This is a genomic window from Mycobacterium sp. IDUB_3 (assembly GCF_055419585.1).
The window spans coordinates 678,389-695,560 of sequence record NZ_JBVAXZ010000002.1; the positions used below are offsets into that span (position 1 = coordinate 678,389).

The 17,172-nt window shown below is 70.3% G+C and carries 17 protein-coding genes; 10 read left to right on the forward strand and 7 right to left on the reverse strand.

The features are described 5' to 3' along the window. Positions 1-33 precede the first annotated feature (33 nt). From rpoZ to metK, 3 genes are all read left to right on the forward strand, one after another. The gene (gene rpoZ, locus ACZYVJ_RS24260) at positions 34-360 is read left to right on the forward strand and encodes a DNA-directed RNA polymerase subunit omega (RefSeq protein WP_007774376.1); all 327 of its coding nucleotides are present in this window, start codon (positions 34-36) and stop codon (positions 358-360) included. Positions 361-381: 21 nt separating this feature from the next. Beyond that, positions 382-1,647 (forward strand): bifunctional phosphopantothenoylcysteine decarboxylase/phosphopantothenate--cysteine ligase CoaBC, encoded by a 1,266-nt coding sequence (coaBC, locus tag ACZYVJ_RS24265; RefSeq protein ID WP_463833682.1) that lies wholly within the window; start codon positions 382-384, stop codon positions 1,645-1,647. 97 nt (positions 1,648-1,744) lie between these two features. Beyond that, positions 1,745-2,956 (forward strand): methionine adenosyltransferase, encoded by a 1,212-nt coding sequence (metK, locus tag ACZYVJ_RS24270; RefSeq protein ID WP_463833683.1) that lies wholly within the window; start codon positions 1,745-1,747, stop codon positions 2,954-2,956. Here the strand turns inward: metK and ACZYVJ_RS24275 are convergent. The 4 genes from ACZYVJ_RS24275 to ACZYVJ_RS24290 are packed head-to-tail and all read right to left on the reverse strand — an operon-like array spanning position 2,940 to position 6,173. Continuing rightward, entirely contained in the window at positions 2,940-3,512 is a 573-nt protein-coding gene (locus ACZYVJ_RS24275; RefSeq protein WP_463833684.1) for a pyridoxamine 5'-phosphate oxidase family protein, read from the reverse strand. The genes metK and ACZYVJ_RS24275 overlap by 17 nt on opposite strands. 16 nt (positions 3,513-3,528) lie before the next feature. After that, positions 3,529-5,025, reverse strand: a complete 1,497-nt coding sequence (locus ACZYVJ_RS24280) for a flavin-containing monooxygenase (RefSeq protein WP_463833685.1) — start codon at positions 5,023-5,025, stop codon at positions 3,529-3,531. Between the two features lie 10 nt (positions 5,026-5,035). Then, positions 5,036-5,176, reverse strand: coding sequence for a hypothetical protein (locus ACZYVJ_RS24285; protein ID WP_463833686.1), 141 nt, complete (start codon positions 5,174-5,176; stop codon positions 5,036-5,038). Positions 5,177-5,198: 22 nt separating this feature from the next. Next, positions 5,199-6,173: an alpha/beta hydrolase gene (locus ACZYVJ_RS24290; protein ID WP_463833687.1), complete on the reverse strand. Its 975-nt coding sequence runs from the start codon at positions 6,171-6,173 to the stop codon at positions 5,199-5,201. On the opposite strand from ACZYVJ_RS24290, the gene ACZYVJ_RS24295 reads away from it, so the two are divergent. From ACZYVJ_RS24295 to ACZYVJ_RS24305, 3 genes are all read left to right on the forward strand, one after another. Next, entirely contained in the window at positions 6,172-6,954 is a 783-nt protein-coding gene (locus ACZYVJ_RS24295) for a lysoplasmalogenase (protein ID WP_463833688.1), read from the forward strand. The genes ACZYVJ_RS24290 and ACZYVJ_RS24295 overlap by 2 nt on opposite strands. 79 nt (positions 6,955-7,033) lie before the next feature. After that, positions 7,034-9,046 carry a primosomal protein N' gene (locus ACZYVJ_RS24300; protein WP_463833689.1) on the forward strand — a complete coding sequence of 671 codons (2,013 nt, stop codon included), beginning with the start codon at positions 7,034-7,036 and terminating at the stop codon, positions 9,044-9,046. Positions 9,047-9,175: 129 nt separating this feature from the next. Further along, on the forward strand, positions 9,176-9,661 hold the full coding sequence (locus tag ACZYVJ_RS24305; protein ID WP_064878794.1) for a MarR family winged helix-turn-helix transcriptional regulator: 486 nt from the start codon (positions 9,176-9,178) through the stop codon (positions 9,659-9,661). 8 nt (positions 9,662-9,669) lie between these two features. On the opposite strand, the gene ACZYVJ_RS24310 is transcribed toward ACZYVJ_RS24305, so the two are convergent. Next, entirely contained in the window at positions 9,670-10,497 is an 828-nt protein-coding gene (locus tag ACZYVJ_RS24310) for a class I SAM-dependent methyltransferase (protein WP_463833690.1), read from the reverse strand. A gap of 185 nt (positions 10,498-10,682) precedes the next feature. Here ACZYVJ_RS24310 and fmt point away from each other — a divergent pair, with 185 nt between their 5' ends. From fmt to ribD, 4 genes are read left to right on the forward strand one after another with little or no spacing between them, the layout of a single operon-like run. Then, positions 10,683-11,630, forward strand: coding sequence for a methionyl-tRNA formyltransferase (gene fmt / locus ACZYVJ_RS24315; protein ID WP_463833691.1), 948 nt, complete (start codon positions 10,683-10,685; stop codon positions 11,628-11,630). Further along, entirely contained in the window at positions 11,627-13,078 is a 1,452-nt protein-coding gene (locus tag ACZYVJ_RS24320) for an RsmB/NOP family class I SAM-dependent RNA methyltransferase (protein WP_463833692.1), read from the forward strand. The genes fmt and ACZYVJ_RS24320 overlap by 4 nt, the downstream gene beginning before the upstream one ends. 52 nt (positions 13,079-13,130) lie before the next feature. Continuing rightward, complete coding sequence (rpe, locus tag ACZYVJ_RS24325) at positions 13,131-13,829, forward strand: ribulose-phosphate 3-epimerase (RefSeq protein ID WP_463833693.1); 699 nt, start codon at positions 13,131-13,133, stop codon at positions 13,827-13,829. Then, the gene (gene ribD, locus ACZYVJ_RS24330) at positions 13,826-14,851 is read left to right on the forward strand and encodes a bifunctional diaminohydroxyphosphoribosylaminopyrimidine deaminase/5-amino-6-(5-phosphoribosylamino)uracil reductase RibD (RefSeq protein ID WP_463833694.1); all 1,026 of its coding nucleotides are present in this window, start codon (positions 13,826-13,828) and stop codon (positions 14,849-14,851) included. Before rpe ends, ribD begins: the two co-directional genes overlap by 4 nt. Here the strand turns inward: ribD and ACZYVJ_RS24335 are convergent. Then, positions 14,848-16,428 carry an MFS transporter gene (locus ACZYVJ_RS24335; RefSeq protein ID WP_463833695.1) on the reverse strand — a complete coding sequence of 527 codons (1,581 nt, stop codon included), beginning with the start codon at positions 16,426-16,428 and terminating at the stop codon, positions 14,848-14,850. The genes ribD and ACZYVJ_RS24335 overlap by 4 nt on opposite strands. Then, positions 16,425-17,132 carry an LppX_LprAFG lipoprotein gene (locus ACZYVJ_RS24340; RefSeq protein WP_463833696.1) on the reverse strand — a complete coding sequence of 236 codons (708 nt, stop codon included), beginning with the start codon at positions 17,130-17,132 and terminating at the stop codon, positions 16,425-16,427. The genes ACZYVJ_RS24335 and ACZYVJ_RS24340 overlap by 4 nt, the downstream gene beginning before the upstream one ends. Positions 17,133-17,172 lie beyond the last annotated feature (40 nt).

Sequence of the window (17,172 nt, forward strand, 5' to 3'; positions counted from 1 at the left end):
GAGCCGCTCCAATCCGCCAGGAGATTGACCTACGTGAGTATTCCGCAGTCCGACGCGGCACTGGCCGCCGTCCCCGACCGGTTCGATCCGTCCGCCGGGGGACCGGGCGCCTACGACACCCCGCTGGGCATCACCAACCCGCCCATCGACGAGCTGCTGGACCGCGTCTCGAGCAAGTACGCCCTGGTGATCTACGCCGCCAAGCGGGCCCGTCAGATCAACGATTACTACAACCAGCTCGGCGAGGGCATCCTCGAATACGTCGGTCCGCTGGTCGAGCCGGGGCTGCAGGAAAAGCCGCTTTCGATCGCGATGCGCGAGATTCACGGAGACCTGCTCGAGCACACCGAGGGCGAGTAACAGGGCCGGGCCGGGCGCGCTGTGGACAACCGCGATCGGGTCGCGAAGAAAGTAATCGTCGGCGTCTCCGGCGGTATCGCCGCCTATAAGGCGTGCACCGTCGTTCGTCAGCTCGCCGAGGCCGGTCATTCGGTCCGCGTCATCCCGACCGAGTCCGCGCTGCGTTTCGTCGGGGCCGCCACGTTCGAGGCGCTCTCCGGCCAGCCGGTGCACACCGGCGTCTTCAGCGACGTGCCGGAGGTTCCGCACGTCCAGCTCGGTAAGCAAGCCGACCTGGTCGTGGTGGCACCGGCCACCGCGGACCTGCTGGCCCGGGCGGTACACGGCCGGGCCGACGATCTGCTCACCGCCACCCTGCTCACCGCGCGATGTCCGGTGCTGTTCGCACCCGCCATGCACACCGAGATGTGGTTGCACCCGGCCACCGTCGACAACGTGGCCACGCTGCGCCGCCGGGGAGCGGTGGTGCTCGAACCCGCCGCCGGGCGGCTCACCGGGACGGACAGCGGCTCGGGCCGGCTACCCGAGGCCGAAGAGATCACCACGCTGGCTCACCTGCTGCTGGAGCGCCACGACGCGTTGCCCTACGACCTCGCCGGCTGCAAGGTGCTGGTGACGGCAGGCGGCACGCGTGAACCCGTCGACCCGGTGCGCTTCATCGGCAACCGCAGCTCCGGCAAGCAGGGCTACGCGGTGGCGCGGGTGGCCGCCCAGCGCGGCGCCGAGGTCACGCTGATCGCCGGGCACACCGCCGGGCTGATCGACCCCGCCGGCGTCGAGGTGGTCCACGTCAGTTCTGCCCAGCAACTGGGCGACGCCGTCGCCAAGCACGCGGCCGAGGCTGACGTGCTGGTGATGGCCGCCGCCGTCGCCGACTTCCGGCCGGCCCGGGTTGCGGCCGCCAAGATCAAAAAAAGCCCGAAGGAGCAGGACCAGCCGCCCACGATCGAGTTGGTCCGCAACGACGACGTGCTGGCGGGCGCGGTGCGGGCGCGGGCCAACGGCGAGTTGCCCAATATGCGCGCCATCGTGGGATTCGCCGCGGAGACCGGCGACGCCAACGGGGACGTGCTGTTTCACGCCCGGGCAAAGCTGCGCAACAAGGGCTGCGACCTGTTGGTGGTCAATGCGGTCGGCGACGGCCGGGCCTTCGAGGTGGACAGCAACGACGGCTGGCTGCTGGCGGCCGACGGCACCGAGTCGGCGCTGCAGCACGGCTCGAAGACGTTGATGGCCAGTCGTATCGTGGATGCGATCGCCGCGTTCCTGCACGGGGACAGCGGGTAGAACGGTCGAGTTCTTCTCGGTATCCGGGGCAGGTGCCGGCCGGGCCGACGCCAGCCGATATAATTCGGCTAACTAACTAATTGGAAGGATTGGCATTGTGAGCGAAAAGGGTCGCCTGTTTACCAGTGAGTCGGTGACGGAGGGACATCCCGACAAGATCTGTGACGCGATCAGCGACTCGGTCCTGGACGCCCTCCTGGCGCAGGACCCCCGCTCGCGTGTCGCCGTCGAGACGCTGGTCACCACCGGTCAGGTGCACGTGGTGGGTGAGGTGACCACGACGGCCAAAGAGGCCTTCGCCGACATCACCAACACGGTTCGCGAGCGCATCCTCGACATCGGCTACGACTCCTCGGACAAGGGCTTCGACGGGAGCACGTGCGGGGTGAACATCGGCATCGGGGCGCAGTCACCTGACATCGCCCAGGGCGTCGACACCGCCCACGAGCACCGCGTCGAGGGTGCCGGCGACCCGCTGGACCTGCAGGGCGCCGGCGACCAGGGGCTGATGTTCGGCTACGCGATCAACGACACCCCGGAGCGGATGCCGCTGCCGATCGCGCTGGCCCACCGGCTGTCGCGGAAGCTGACCGAGGTCCGCAAGAACGGCACGCTGCCCTATCTGCGGCCGGACGGCAAGACGCAGGTCACGATCGAGTACGAGGACGACGTTCCGGTCCGTCTGGACACCGTGGTGGTGTCCACCCAGCACGCCGAAGGCATCGACCTGGAGAAAACGCTGGACCCCGACATCCGGCAGCACGTGCTCAAGACCGTGCTGGCGGAGCTGGCCCACGACACCCTGGACTCGTCGGCGACGCGGGTGCTGGTCAACCCGACCGGCAAGTTCGTCCTCGGCGGCCCGATGGGCGACGCCGGGCTGACCGGCCGCAAGATCATCGTCGACACCTATGGCGGCTGGGCCCGTCACGGCGGCGGCGCCTTCTCCGGCAAGGATCCGTCCAAGGTGGACCGTTCGGCGGCCTACGCGATGCGCTGGGTGGCCAAGAACATCGTCGCCGCCGGGCTGGCGGAGCGAGTCGAGGTGCAGGTGGCCTACGCCATCGGCAAGGCGGCCCCGGTCGGGCTGTTCATCGAGACCTTCGGCACCGCGACGGTCGACCCGGTCAAGATCGAGAAGATCGTGCCGGAGGTGTTCGACCTGCGGCCCGGCGCGATCATCCGCGACCTGGACCTGCTGCGGCCGATCTACGCACAGACCGCCGCGTACGGGCACTTCGGTCGCACCGACATCGAGCTGCCGTGGGAGCAGCTGAACAAGGTCGACGACCTCAAGCGCGCGATCTAGGCGGCGGGTGGTCGGATTCCAGCGCGGGCAGCCCGTCGATGCTGCGCCGGTTGCGATCGACCAGCCGCCCGTACTGGTCGTCGGTGGCCTTGCGATGCGCGGCGTCGAGCACCGGCCGTTCGTCGACGAGATCGAAATAGGGCACCGCGAATCCGCACGCGTCGGCGATCCGCTCCACATCGACCACGATGATGGCGCGGACCCCCGCGTGCTGGTCGCCGAAATGCCGCATCAGATCGGCGAATTCGGCGTCGTCCGGGCGGATCACCCGCCCCGTGCCGAACAGCCGCAGAATCCGCGAGTTGCGGGTGAACGAGCAGAACATCACGGTGATGCGGCCGTTGTCGCGCAGATGGGCGATGGTTTCCACGCCGCTGCCGAAAAGATCCAGGTAGGCGACGGTGTGCTCGTCGAGCACCGCGAACGTGTCGCGATATCCCTTGGGGGACAGGTTGATTCGCCCGCCCTCGGACGGGGCGGTGGCGACGAAGAATACGGCCTGCTCCCGGATGAAGTCGCGAAGCGACCCGTCGATGCCCGGAAACTCCTTCGCCACGTGTGCAGCGTAGCCGCTAACGGGTGAACCGGTAGTCGTCCAGATTGAATCGCCGGCTGCGCCAGTACACCTCCGGGGTGGTGCCCGGCCGCAGCGGCACGTCCCCGTTCTTGTCGAAGTAGTAACTGTTGGCTAGTTGGCAGCTGTCCTGCCAGAAGATCTGCCGGGGCCGCCGGCGCATCATCTCGGCGAAGTAGCGGTCGTTGGCCTCCTCGCTCACCTCGACGCGGGTCGCGCCGACGCGCTTGGCCTGCTTGAGGCAGCGCACGATGTGGTGGGTCTGCGCCTCGATCAGCGCGAAATACGAAGAGCCGACGTAACCGTAAGGACCGAACACGGTGAACAGGTTGGGAAATCCCGGCACGGTCACGCCCTCGTAGGCCTGCAGCCGGTGTTCATCCCAGAAGCGGCTCAACGACTTCCCGCCGGTCCCGGTCACGGCGAAGGTGGGCACGTTGTCGGGATCCATCACCTTGAAGCCGGTCGCCAGGATCAGGACGTCGATCTCGTGGTTCTCGCCGTCGGTGGTGGCCACCGCGTCGGGCGTGATCTTGTCGATCGGTTCGGTGACCAGCCGCACGTTGTCGCGGTTGAACGTGGCGAGGTAGCCGTTGTGGAAGCCGGGACGTTTGCAGCCGACGGCGTATCGCGGGGTGAGCTGTTCGCGCACGACGGGATCCCGAACCTGTTGCCGCAGATAGGACTTCCCCAGCGAGGCCATCCTCTTGGCCAGCGGGATGACCGTGAAATAGTGCGCCGAGATGGGGAAGGTGAGCTCCACGTAGGCCTGGCTGAGCAGACGCTGGACGAACTTGCCGCCGGGAATTCGCATCGCCCAGCGCGCCGGCGCCGGCAGCGGGACGTCGAACTTCGGGAAGCACCAGATCGGGGTGCGCTGAAAGACCGTGAGCGACGACACGATTGGCGCGATTTCGGGAATCACCTGCACGGCCGAGGCACCGGTGCCGATCACCGCGACGCGCTTGCCGCGCAGATCCTGGCCGTGGTCCCACCGCGCGGTGTGCATGGTGATGCCGCCGAACGAGTCCACGCCGTCGATGTCGGGCAGGTTCGGCACCGTCAGCACGCCGCAGGCGCTGATCAGAAACCGGGCGGTGATCTCCCCGGCCGGGTCGGTCTGCACCCGCCACAGGCCGCGCTCGTCGTCGAACTCAGCGGTTTGCACCTTGGTGTTGAACCGGATTCGCGAGCGGATGCCGTACTTGTCGGCGCAGTGTTCGGCGTAGGCCTTGAGCTCACGGCCCGGCGCGTAGGTCCGCGACCAGTGCCGGCTCTGCTCGAAGGAGAACTGGTAGGAGAACGACGGAATGTCCACGGCGATACCGGGATAGGTGTTCCAGTGCCAGGTGCCGCCGACCCCGTCGCCGGCCTCGATCACCAGGTAATCGGGCAGCCCGGCCCTGTCCAGGTTGATCGCCGCACCGATGCCGGAGAACCCGGCGCCGATGATCAGCGTGTGGTAGTCGGGGGTTTCGTCTTCGTGCGTGACCATCGTTGCCTGCCTAGGGGTGCAGCGCCTTGTGGAGAGCCGTCAGTCCGCGCTCGGTGGCCGCCGCGGCGGCGGGTATCGCCAGGGCTGGGCTCGTTGCTGAGCTCCACCGGCACGCCGTTATCGCGGGCCGGGCGGTGGTCGGCTCGTTCATGGGTTCACCGTACGCCGCGACCTCACCGGTGCAGGGCGGTTCGCAGCGCGTCCAGTCCGGCCTCGAGGGCCGCGGTGGCGGCGGGCACCACGCCGGCATAGCCCAGGTAGCCGTGCACCAGCGTCTCGGCGTTGTGCACCCGGGCGTCGACCCCGGCGGCGGTCAGCAATTCGCCGTAGCGGATGCCGTCGTCGCGCAGCGGGTCGTACCCGGCGACTGCGATGTAGGCCGGTGCCAGGTTGCTCAGGTCCTTCGCACGCCCCGGCGCCATGTCTGACGGCGGATTCGACATGTCGACTTCGCCCGCGTACCAACGAGAGAACTCCGCGACGGCCTTGGCGTCCAGGATCGGCGCGGTGGCGTTCTCGGCGAACGACGGCAGCGACGCGTCCCACATCGTCGACGGATACCAGAGCAGCTGGAACACGATCGGTGGGGCGGCGTTGTCCCGCGCCCGCTGCGCCACCGCGGCGGAGATGGTGCCACCGGCCGAATCTCCGGCGACGGCGATCCGGTTCGGGTCGCCGTGTAGTTCGGCGGCGTTCTCGGCGGCCCAAAGCGTTGCGGCCCAAGCATCTTCGACGGCGGCGGGGTAGGGGTGCTCGGGGGCCAGCCGGTAGTCGACGGACACCACGATCGCGTCGGCGCCGACCGCGTGCTGACGAGCGGTTCCGTCGTGGGTGTCGAGGTCGCCGATGACGAACCCGCCGCCGTGGAAATACAGCACGACGGGCGACGCCGCGCTCTCCGGTTGACCGTCAGAATGGATTGGTGGCCAATAGATCCGGACCGCGATGGCGCCCGAGGGCCCCGGGATCGTGCGGTCCTCGACCCGCAGCTCGGGATGCAGCGGCCGGCGCGGCAGATCGCGGAACCGCTGCCGCGCCGCGTCGATTCCGTCCTCAGTGGATAGCCGGAAGGGAACCGCATCCAGTACCTTCTGCAGGATGGGGTCGATAGCGGGTTTCTCGTCGGCTGTGTTAGCCAAGCTGGGCATGGACGTACCGTACGCACCTCGTCTGGTGGCCGGCGCTTGGGTGGTGGCCGGCTGGGTGGCCCTCGGCTACGGCATCTACCTGACCGTACTGGCGCTGCGCTCGCCGCCGGGTATCGAGCTGACCGGGCACTGGGTGCTGCAGCCGGCGTTCAAGGCCTCGATGGCGTTCCTGCTGACGCTGGCGGCGGCCGGGCACGCCGTCGTCCGCGAGCGGCGGTGGCTGATGCTGGCGCTGCTGCTCTCGGCGACCGGCGACTGGGTGCTGGCGATCCCGTGGTGGACGCTGTCCTTCGTGGTGGGCCTGGCGGCATTCCTGTTGGCGCACTTGTGTTTTGTGGCCGCGCTGCTGCCGCTGGTGCCGGCCTTCTCGGGGGAGGGCAAGGATGCACGGCCGTCGACGGTGCGCATCGTTGCGGTGGTCCTGATGTGCGCGGTGTCGATCGCGTTACTGGCCTGGTTCTGGCCCCACCTGGGCGCGGAGAAGCTGAACCTTCCGGTGACGGTCTACATCGTGGTGCTGACCGCGATGGTGTGCACGGCCCTGCTGGCGAAACTGCCGACGATCTGGACGGCGGTGGGGGCGGTGTGTTTCGCGGCGTCGGACTCGATGATCGCCATCGCCCGCTTCATCCTGGGCAATGAGGCGCTGGCGGTGCCGATCTGGTGGTCGTATGCGGCGGCCCAGATCCTGATCACGGCGGGGTTCTTCTTCGGCCGCGAGCTTCCTGCCCAGCAAAGCGGGGCGGTCGCCGGGGACGCTCCGACGCCCGCCGAGGGCTGATTGTCACCGGTGCCCGGTACGCTGCGGACCGGGCGGTGAAGGCATTGGATGACAACATGATTCGCGGTCCGGGGTCGCGGTGAGCCCCAGCGCGCGCACGCCCGTCGAGGTGGAGCCCATCGCCCGGGTGCTGCCGATGCTGTCGGTGCCGCACCTGGACCGCGAGTTCGACTACCTGGTGTCGGCAGAGCAGTCCGACGACGCCCAGCCCGGGGTGCGGGTGCGGGTGCGCTTCCACGGCCGGCTGGTCGACGGGTTCGTGCTGGAGCGCCGCAACGACACCGATCACGCCGGCAAGCTGGGCTGGCTGGATCGCGTCGTGTCGGCCGAACCGGTGCTCACCCCGGAAATCCGCCGGCTGGTCGACGCGGTGGCCGCGCATTACGCCGGCACCCGCCCCGACGTACTGCGCCTGGCCGTGCCGGCCCGGCACGCGCGGGTGGAGCGGGAAGCCCTGGTCAGCCGCGATGCGGCGGTCCCGGAGCCCGTCGACCCGGCGAGCTGGGACGGTTACGGCCGGGGCGCTCAGTTTCTAGCCGCCCTGGCCGAATCCCGGGCCGCCCGGGCCGTCTGGCAGGCGCTGCCGGGCGAGTCGTGGACGGACCGCTTCACCGAGGCCGCCGCGCAAACCGTGCGGACCGGCCGGTCGGTGCTGGCGATCGTTCCCGACCAGCGCGACCTGGACGCGCTGTGGCAGGCCGCGACGGCGCGGATCGACGAGGGCAGCGTGGTGGCCCTGTCGGCCGGCCTGGGGCCGGCGGCCCGGTATCGGCGCTGGCTGGCGGCGCTGCGCGGCTCCGCGCGGTTGGTGATCGGCACGCGCAGCGCGGTGTTCACGCCGCTGAGTGATCTCGGGCTGGTCATGGTGTGGGCCGACGCCGACGACAGCCTGGCCGAGCCGCGGGCGCCGTACCCGCACGCACGCGAGGTGGCGATGCTGCGCGCGCATCAGGCCCGGTGCGCGGCCCTGATCGGCGGGTACGCGCGCACCGCCGAAGCCCACGCGCTGGTGCGCAGCGGCTGGGCCCACGACATCGTCGCGGCGCGGCCGGTGGTGCGCACCCGCACGCCACGGGTGATCGCCCTCGACGACACCGGTTACGCCGATGAGCGCGACCCGGCGGCGCGCACGGCGCGCATACCTTCCATCGCGCTGCGCGCCGCCCGCTCGGCGCTGCAGGCCGGGGCCCCGGTGCTGGTCCAGGTGCCGCGGCGGGGGTATGTCCCGTCGCTGGCCTGCGCGCGGTGCCGGACCATCGCCCGCTGCCGGCACTGCACGGGCCCGCTGTCGTTGCAGGAGGGCGGCGCGGCGCTGCTGTGCCGCTGGTGCGGCCGCGTCGACCCGACGCGCCGGTGCGCGCGCTGCGGGTCGGACGCGGTGCGCGCCGTCGTGGTCGGTGCCCGCCGCACCGCCGAAGAACTCGGCCGCGCGTTTCCCGCCACCGCGGTTATCACCTCGTCGGGTGACGGCGTGGTGCCCCAGGTCGCGGCCGGCCCGGCGCTGGTGGTGGCTACCCCCGGCGCCGAGCCGCCGGCGGCGGGCGGTTATGGGGCGGCGCTGCTGTTGGACACCTGGGCGCTGCTGGGCCGCCAAGACCTGCGCGCGGCCGAGGATGCGCTGTGGCGTTGGATGACCGCCGCCGCGCTGGTGCGCGCCCGCGGCGACGGCGGCGTGGTGATGGTGGTCGCCGAATCCTCGCTTCCCACGGTGCAATCGCTGATCCGCTGGGATCCGGTGGGTCATGCGGAGGCCGAAGCGACCGCGCGGGCCGAGGTCGGTCTGCCGCCCAGCGTGCACATGGCCGCCGTCGACGGGACGCCCGGCGCCGTCACTGCGCTGCTCGACGAGGCCCGGCTGTCCGACCAGGAGTCTCTCCACGCGGATTTGCTTGGGCCGGTGGACCTTCCGGCCGGGGTGCGCCGCCCGGCCGGCACCCCGGCCGGTGCCCCGGTGACGCGAATGCTGGTGCGCGTGCCCCGTCAGCAGGGCCTGGCGCTGGCGGCGGCGCTGCGGCGCGGCGTCGGTGTGCTCAGCGCGCGGCAGACCCATGAGCCGGCCAGGGTGCAGATCGACCCGCTGCACATCGGCTAACCTTCACCAACCATTACCCTAGGCGACAATATTCGCATGCAATAATCTCTTCTTACGACATTAGAGTGTTGCTACACTTTCTAATCCTTAGCCGCCGAGAGGTCCCGAAACCACCCCGGAAGGGGCGATATGGCAGCCGACAACACCGCCGTTGACGAGTCATTGGACGTCATCACCGATGCCCTGCTGACGGCCTCTCGTTTGCTGATGGCCATCTCGGCTCGCTCCGTCGGGCAGGTCGACGAGACCATCACCATCGCGCAGTTCCGGACGCTGGTGATCCTGTCCAATCGCGGCCCGGTCAACCTGGCCACCCTCGCCGGCCTGCTGGGCGTGCAGCCGTCGGCCACCGGCCGGATGGTGGACCGGCTGGTCGCCGCCGGGCTGATCGACCGCTTGCCGCACCCGACCTCGCGGCGCGAGCTGCTCGCCGCGCTCACCACGCGCGGCCGCGACGTCGTCCACCAGGTCACCGCGCACCGGCGCGCCGAGATCGCGGCCATCGTGGCGAAGATGCCGCCGCCGGAGCGGCACGGGCTGGTGCGGGCTCTGACGGCGTTCACCGCCGCCGGCGGCGAGCCCGACGTCCACCTGGACGCCGAGATCGACCTGTAGCCGGGGGCCTAGGCGGTCCGCTTCTGGGCGGTCACCAGGAGATACTCCCAGCCCATGGTGCCGTCGCTCAGGTGCTGCTGCGCGAGTTCGACGAGCTGGGCGTCCAGCTCGGCCGTCAGCACCCGGTTATGGCCGATGTTCGCGTACGCCTCGATCGTCGGGCCGTAGTGCTGCTTGAAGTAGGCGTGCACAGCCTTGGCGTTGTCGAATCGGTTGACCGCCAACATGCCTCGCGTCGAGGTGATATCGCCGATGTGGCTGCCGAGCAGCGCGGCGACATAAGCCGGGCGCCCCCAGAGCGCGGCCGGTGGCACGGGGTGGGACAGGCTCGGGCGGTACGGCCGAATGGTGGCGAGCATGCGGCCGAAGAATCCCTCGGGGGTCCAGCTGATCAGGCCGATCGTGCCGCCCGGGCGGCAGACCCGGACCAGCTCGGCGGCGGCGCGCTGCTGATCGGTGGCGAACTGCACGCCGATGGCGGATATGACGACGTCGAACTCGCCGTTGCCGAACGGCAGCGCGTGCGCATTGGCTTCCCGGTAGTCGATCGTCAGGCCCCGTGCCTCGGCCCTGGCCCGCGATCGTTGCAACAGCTCCGGGGTGAGGTCGGTGGAGACGACGGTGGCGCCGGTTGCGGCGGCAGGCAGCGAGATGTTGCCCGAGCCGGCGGCGACGTCGAGGACCCGCACGCCACGCCGGATGTTGGTGGCTTTGACCAGGGCCGGTCCGAGGGGAGCCATCACTTCCTCGGCCATCAGGGCGTAGTCGCCCAGTGCCCACACCACGCGAGAGGTTGCGGCGGTAGAGGCGTCGCTGATCGGGGCGTCGAGGGTCATCTAGACCTCCTTTGAGAAGGGGAAAGGGTTGTCTTTCGACCTCGTTGTCGACGCGAATCGACAGCGCGGGTCACAACGGTAGTTAATGGCTGCCAGAAATAATAACCATAGGCAATAGTGTACGCACGCACGTTCCGGCGGCGCGGCGGGTGGGGCCTGTGTCCGCCGCTTCCTAGACTGGGCCGGTGCGTCTTGTCTTCGCCGGTACCCCCGAACCCGCGCTGCCCGCACTGCGCCGCCTCATCGACTCACCGCGTCACGAGGTGATCGCGGTGCTGACCCGGCCCGACGCCGCCGCCGGACGGCGCGGCAAGCCAGAGCCCTCGCCGGTGGCCCGCGAAGCGCTCGACCGCGGAATTCCGCTGCTCCGGCCATCGCGGCCGAACTCGGCGGAGTTCATCGCGGAGCTGTCGGAGTTGGCGCCGGACTGCTGCGCGGTGGTGGCCTATGGCGCGCTACTGCGCGACGGCCTGCTTGCCGTGCCCCCGCAGGGCTGGATCAACCTGCACTTCTCGCTGCTGCCCGCCTGGCGCGGTGCCGCGCCGGTGCAGGCGGCGATCGCCGCGGGGGACAGCATCACCGGGGCCTCGACGTTCCAGATCGAGCCGAGTCTGGACTCCGGCCCGATCTACGGAGTCGTGACCGAGACGATCCGGCCGACCGACACCGCCGGGGAACTGCTTGAGCGACTTGCTGTTTCGGGCGCGGCGCTGCTGTCGACCACGCTGGACGGCATCGCCGACGCGACGCTGACACCGGTGCCGCAGCCCGCCGACGGGGTCAGCATCGCACCCAAGATCACCGTCGAGCAGGCCCGGGTGCGGTGGGACCTGCCGGCGCTGGTCGTGGATCGTCGCATCCGCGCCGTCACGCCCAACCCCGGCGCGTGGACGTTGCTCGGCGACCTGCGCATCAAACTGGGGCCGGTACAGGTTGCCGAGGCCTGCGCGATGCCCGGACCGCCAGAACCGTTGCCGCCCGGCGCTATTCACGTCGACCGCAAGAGCGTCTGGGTCGGCACGGGTTCGGATCCGGTGCGGCTGGGCCAGATCCAGCCGCCCGGAAAGAAATTGATGAACGCGGTCGACTGGGCGCGCGGCGCCCGGCTCGACCCCGCGCTGCGGGCGACATGAACACCGGGCGTGACATACCCCAGCGCGGCCGGCCGGAGCGCAGGCCGCCGCGACCACAGCAGCGCGACCGCCGACCGCAGCAGCGGGACCGCCGGCCGCCGCGCCGGCCCCTGGACCCGGCCCGCGCCGCGGCGTTCGACGTGCTTCGGGCGGTCAGCGAGCGCGATGCCTACGCGAACCTGGCGCTGCCCGCGCTGCTCCGCGAGCGCGGAATCACCGGCCGCGACGCGGCATTCGCCACCGAGCTCACCTACGGCACCTGCCGCACCCGGGGCCTGCTCGACGCCGTCATCGGCGCGGCCGCGGGGCGCTCGCCCGAGGCCATCGACCCGGTGCTGCTCGACCTGCTGCGCCTCGGCGCGTACCAGTTGCTGCGCACCCGGGTCGACGCGCACGCCGCGGTGTCCACCACCGTCGAGCAGGCGGGAATCGAATTCGACTCGGCGCGAGCGGGTTTCGTCAATGGGGTGCTGCGCACCATCTCCAGGCGCGACGAGCAGTCCTGGCTCGCCGAGTTGGCCCCCGACCCGGCGCAGGATCCGGTCGGGCATGCGGCGTTCGTGCATGCCCATCCCCGGTGGATCGCCCAGGCCTTCGCCGATGCGCTGGGTGCCGCCGCGACCGAACTCGACGCCGTGCTGGCCAGCGACGACGAGCGGCCGCAGGTGCACCTGGCGGCCCGCGCCGGCGCGCTGACCGCCGCCGAACTGGCCGACGCGGTGGATGGGACCGTCGGCCGCTATTCGCCGTACGCGGTGTACCTGGCGGGCGGCGATCCCGGGCGGCTGGCGCCGGTGCGCGACGGCTTCGCGCTGGTCCAGGACGAGGGCAGCCAACTGGTGGCACGGGCGCTGACCCTGGCCCCGGTCGAGGGCGACGGCGGCCGGTGGCTGGACCTGTGCGCCGGGCCGGGTGGGAAGACGGCGCTGCTGGCGTCGCTGGGGGCGGGATCGGGGGCTCGCGTCACCGCGGTGGAGCCGACGCCGCGCCGCGCCGACATGGTCGTCGAGAACACCCGCGGCCTGCCGGTCGACGTGCTGCGGGTCGACGGGCGACAGACGGAGCTGGAGCCGACCTTCGACCGGGTACTGGTCGACGCGCCCTGCACCGGGCTGGGGGCGCTGCGCCGCCGCCCGGAAGCCCGGTGGCGGCGGCAGCCGGCCGACGTGCCCGCGCTGACCAAGCTGCAACGCGAATTGCTGGGCGCCGCGATCGCGCTGACCCGCCCCGGCGGCGTGGTGCTGTACGCCACCTGCTCGCCGCACCTGGCCGAGACCGTCGGCGTGGTCGCCGACGCGCTGCGCCGCCACCCGGTGAGCGCGCTGGACACCCGGCCGTTGTTCGAGCCCGTCGCGGACCTGGGGGACGGGCCGCACGTTCAGCTGTGGCCGCACCGGCACGGCACCGACGCGATGTTCGCGGCCGCGCTGCGCCGCGAGGCGGGGTAGCGGGGACGCGCCGGATGTGAAGGGGGCCGCGCGGCTCAGTAGTCTGGCGCTCATGCCTCGCAACACGGAACCGTTACAGGGGCCTCTGATCGCGCCGTCGATCCTTTCCGCTGACTTCTCGCGGCTCGCCGACGAAGCCGCCGCCGTGACCGGCGCCGACTGGTTGCACGTCGACGTGATGGACAACCACTTCGTGCCGAATCTGACCATCGGGCTGCCGGTGGTGGAGAGCCTGCTGGCCGCCACCACCATCCCGATGGACTGCCACCTGATGATCGAGGACCCCGACCGCTGGGCGCCCCCCTACGCCGAGGCGGGGGCCTACAACGTCACCTTCCACGCCGAGGCCACCCAGAATCCGATCGGCGTGGCCCGCGATATCCGCGCCGCCGGCGCCAAAGCGGGGATCAGCGTCAAGCCGGGAACCCCGCTGGAGCCCTACCTGGAAATCCTGCCGCAGTTCGACACCCTGCTCATCATGTCGGTCGAGCCCGGCTTCGGCGGCCAGAGCTTCATCCCCGAGGTGCTGAGCAAGGTGCGCACCGCGCGCAAGCTCATCGAGGCGGGGGAGTTGACGATCCTCGTCGAGATCGACGGCGGCATCAACGCCGACACCATCGAGCAGGCCGCCGAGGCCGGCGTCGATTGCTTCGTCGCCGGGTCGGCCGTGTACGGCGCCGACGATCCGGAGGCCGCGATCGACGCGCTGCGGCGCCAGGCCGCCGGCGCATCCCCGCACCTGCGTCGATGACGGTTCCGCCGGGCGACAGCCTGGACGCCGCGATGCGTTTGGCGATCGACCAGTCCAACCACGTCAAGGGGACCACCTATCCGAACCCTCCGGTGGGGGCGGTCATCCTGGACGCCGCTGGCGAGGTGGTCGGCGTCGGCGCCACGGCACCGGCCGGTGGCGATCACGCCGAGATCCTGGCGCTGCGACGGGCCGGTGATCTGGCGGTAGGGGGCACCGTCGTGGTCACCCTCGAACCGTGCAATCACTACGGCAAAACCCCGCCCTGCGTGAACGCCCTGCTCGACGCGAAGGTGGGCGCCGTGGTGTACGCGGTCGCCGATCCGAACCCCGAGGCCGCCGGCGGGGCGGCCCGACTCGAGGAGGCCGGCGTCGCGGTGCAGTCCGGGGTGCTGGCCGACGAGGTGAGCGGCGGACCGCTGCGGGAGTGGCTGCACAAGCAACGCACCGGGCTACCGCACCTGACCTGGAAGTACGCCAGCAGCGTCGATGGCCGCAGCGCGGCCGCCGACGGCACCAGTCAGTGGATCTCCAGCGAGGCCTCGCGGCTGGATCTGCATCGCCGACGCGCCGCCGCCGGCGCGATCGTGGTGGGCACCGGCACCGTGCTGGCCGACGACCCGGCGCTGACCGCCCGGCTGCCCGACGGCTCGCTGGCCGACCGGCAACCGCTGCGAGTGGTCGTCGGTATGCGTGAAATACCTTCGGAGGCAAAGGTTCTCAACGACGATTCGCGGACCATGCTGATCCGCACGCATGACCCGATGGAAGTGCTCAAGGCCGTGTCCGACCGCACCGACGTGCTGCTAGAGGGCGGCCCGACGCTGGCGGGTGCCTTCCTGCGGGCCGGGGTGGTCAACCGGATCCTGGCCTATGTCGCGCCGACGCTGCTGGGCGGCCCCGTCACCGCGGTCGACGACGTCGGCGTGTCCACGATCACGCGGGCACTGCGCTGGCAGTTCGATGGCATCGACCGGGTCGGGCCCGACCTGGTGCTCAGCCTGGTGCCGCGTAGCGGCTAGCGCTCACCTAACGAGACCGCTTGCGGTTCAAGGACTTCCGGCTCTTCGGCGTGTTCTTTGCGCCCGCCGATCAACAGACCCAGCAGCGCACCCGCGATACAGATCACCACCGTGGCCGAGAAGATGTCGCCGTACATCTGGGCGAAGGCCTTGAGGTACATCGTGCCCTGGGCGGCTATACGCTCCAGCAGGGTGGCGTTGGCCGGGATCGCGGCCGTCAGGCCCGCCACGATCTGGTTGAACCGGTATAGGCCCCAGGCGCTGAGCGCGGCGACACCGATCAGCATGCCCGTCATCCGGGCCACCACCACCGCCGCCGAGGCGATGCCGTGTTGGGCGGACGGAACCACGCGCAGCGCGGCGGAGGTCAGCGGCCCGATCACCAGGCCCAGGCCCAGCCCGGCCACCAGCAGGTCGGCATGCAGCACCGGCACGCTGAACACCCCGAAGATGTTGTGCTTCTGGCTCATCACGTCCTGGCGCCAGAAGTGAATCAGCCAGTACCCATACGCCGCGATCAGCAGCCCGACGAAGGTCATGATGCGGTCACCCACCCGGGTGGCGATCCACCCGCCGAGCACCGCCCCGATCGGCAGCGCGATCAGGAACCACAACAACAGCCCGGCGGCCTGCGTCTGGGACTGTCCCAACACGCCCTGCCCGAACAGCTCCACGTCCACCAGCGTCACCATCAGCGCGGCACCGGCGAACAGCGAGGCGCCCAGCGCGGCCAGGAACGGGCGGAAGTGCACGCCCGCCGGTTCGATCAGCCGGGCGCGGGCGAAGCGCTCCCAGCCCAGGAACAGCGCCGCGACCACGACCGCACCGATGACCAGCGGCAGCCCGTAGCTCGGCAGGATCTGCTTGCCGTCGGGTTGCGGGTTGTACAGACCGATCACGGCGAGGCCCAGGGCGACCGCCAGCAGCACGCCACCGACCAGATCGACCTTCTCCGGCTCCTCCACCCGTTGGTGCGACGGCAGGCTGAACTGGATCATCACCATCGCGATCAGCGTCAGCGGGACGTTGATCCAGAACACGTAGCGCCAGTCGTGGAACAGGAAAACGATGAAGATCCCGTACAGCGGGCCCAGCACGCTGCCGAGTTCCTGCGCGGCGCCGATGCCGCCCAGCACGCCGGCGCGGTTGCGCTGCGCCCATAAATCGGCGCCGAGGGCGAGGGTGACCGGCAACAGCGCGCCGCTGGCCACACCCTGGATGGTGCGGCCGCCGACCAGCAGGTGGAAATCGCCCCAGTGGCCGGCCAGCGCGGTGACCACCGAGCCGACGATGAACAGCGCCAGGCTGACCTGCAGCACCAGCTTGCGGCCGAATCGGTCGGAGGCGCGGCCCAGCAGCGGCATCGCGGCGATGTAGCCCAGCAGGTACATCGTGATGATCCAGGTGATGCGCTGCAGCTGGTTAATCGGGATGTGAACGTCGGTCATGATGTCGCGCATGATCGTCACGACGACATAGGCGTCCAGGGCGCCCAGCAGGACCGCCAGGCTGCCCGCGCTGATCGCGACGCGGCGCCCGGTCTGGTGCCCGGTTGGGACGGCGGTCTCCGCGGTCACGAGCTCACCGGGGGCTTGGTGACCTGAACCTGCTCGCCCCAGTTGGACAGGGTGATCTGGGCAGCGTTGCCCGAGCTCTTCTGCAGATTGGCCTGGACCAGCTGGTGGTCACCGCTCTCCTGGACCCACACCGTGCTCGGCACCGGCTGCGTCGCATCGAACTGCGGCACGATCTTGTTCACCGCGTCGGCCGAGACGTTGCCGGTGATGCGGATCGTGTTCTGCCCGTTGATGTTTTCGCGGCCCTCGGCCTTCGCGTTGCTGAAGTTGGCCAGCGCATTGCCCAGCCCGTTGTCGGGGTTCAGCAGCACCGAGACATCGTAGATGTCGGAGGCCTTGCCGAAGTCGCTCCACTTGTTCGGGGTGAGGGTGGCGTACAGGGTTCCGTCGAGCACCACGAAGTTGGCGTCGATGTCGGAGCCGCCCAGGGTGATGGTGGCGTTGCCCGAGGCGGCGGTGGCCGGTGCCGTGGTGAGGTCACCGGTCAGCGTCTTGATGGGGAGCCCGGGGATCTTGCCCTGGATGCTCAGCGCGATGTGCGCGCTCTGCACCTTCTTGGTGGCGTCGGCCGCCTGCTTGACCAAGGTCGTGCCGTCGGGGAGCGGCGCGCCGCTCTGCTTTGAGCCCGACGAACAGCCGGCGATCAAGGCGGTGGCGAGGGTCAGGGATGCGATGACGGCCGATATACGGCGGCGGGTCTGCATACTGTGCATCGTAGAGGGTGCGGGTGACTGCCCCGATGAA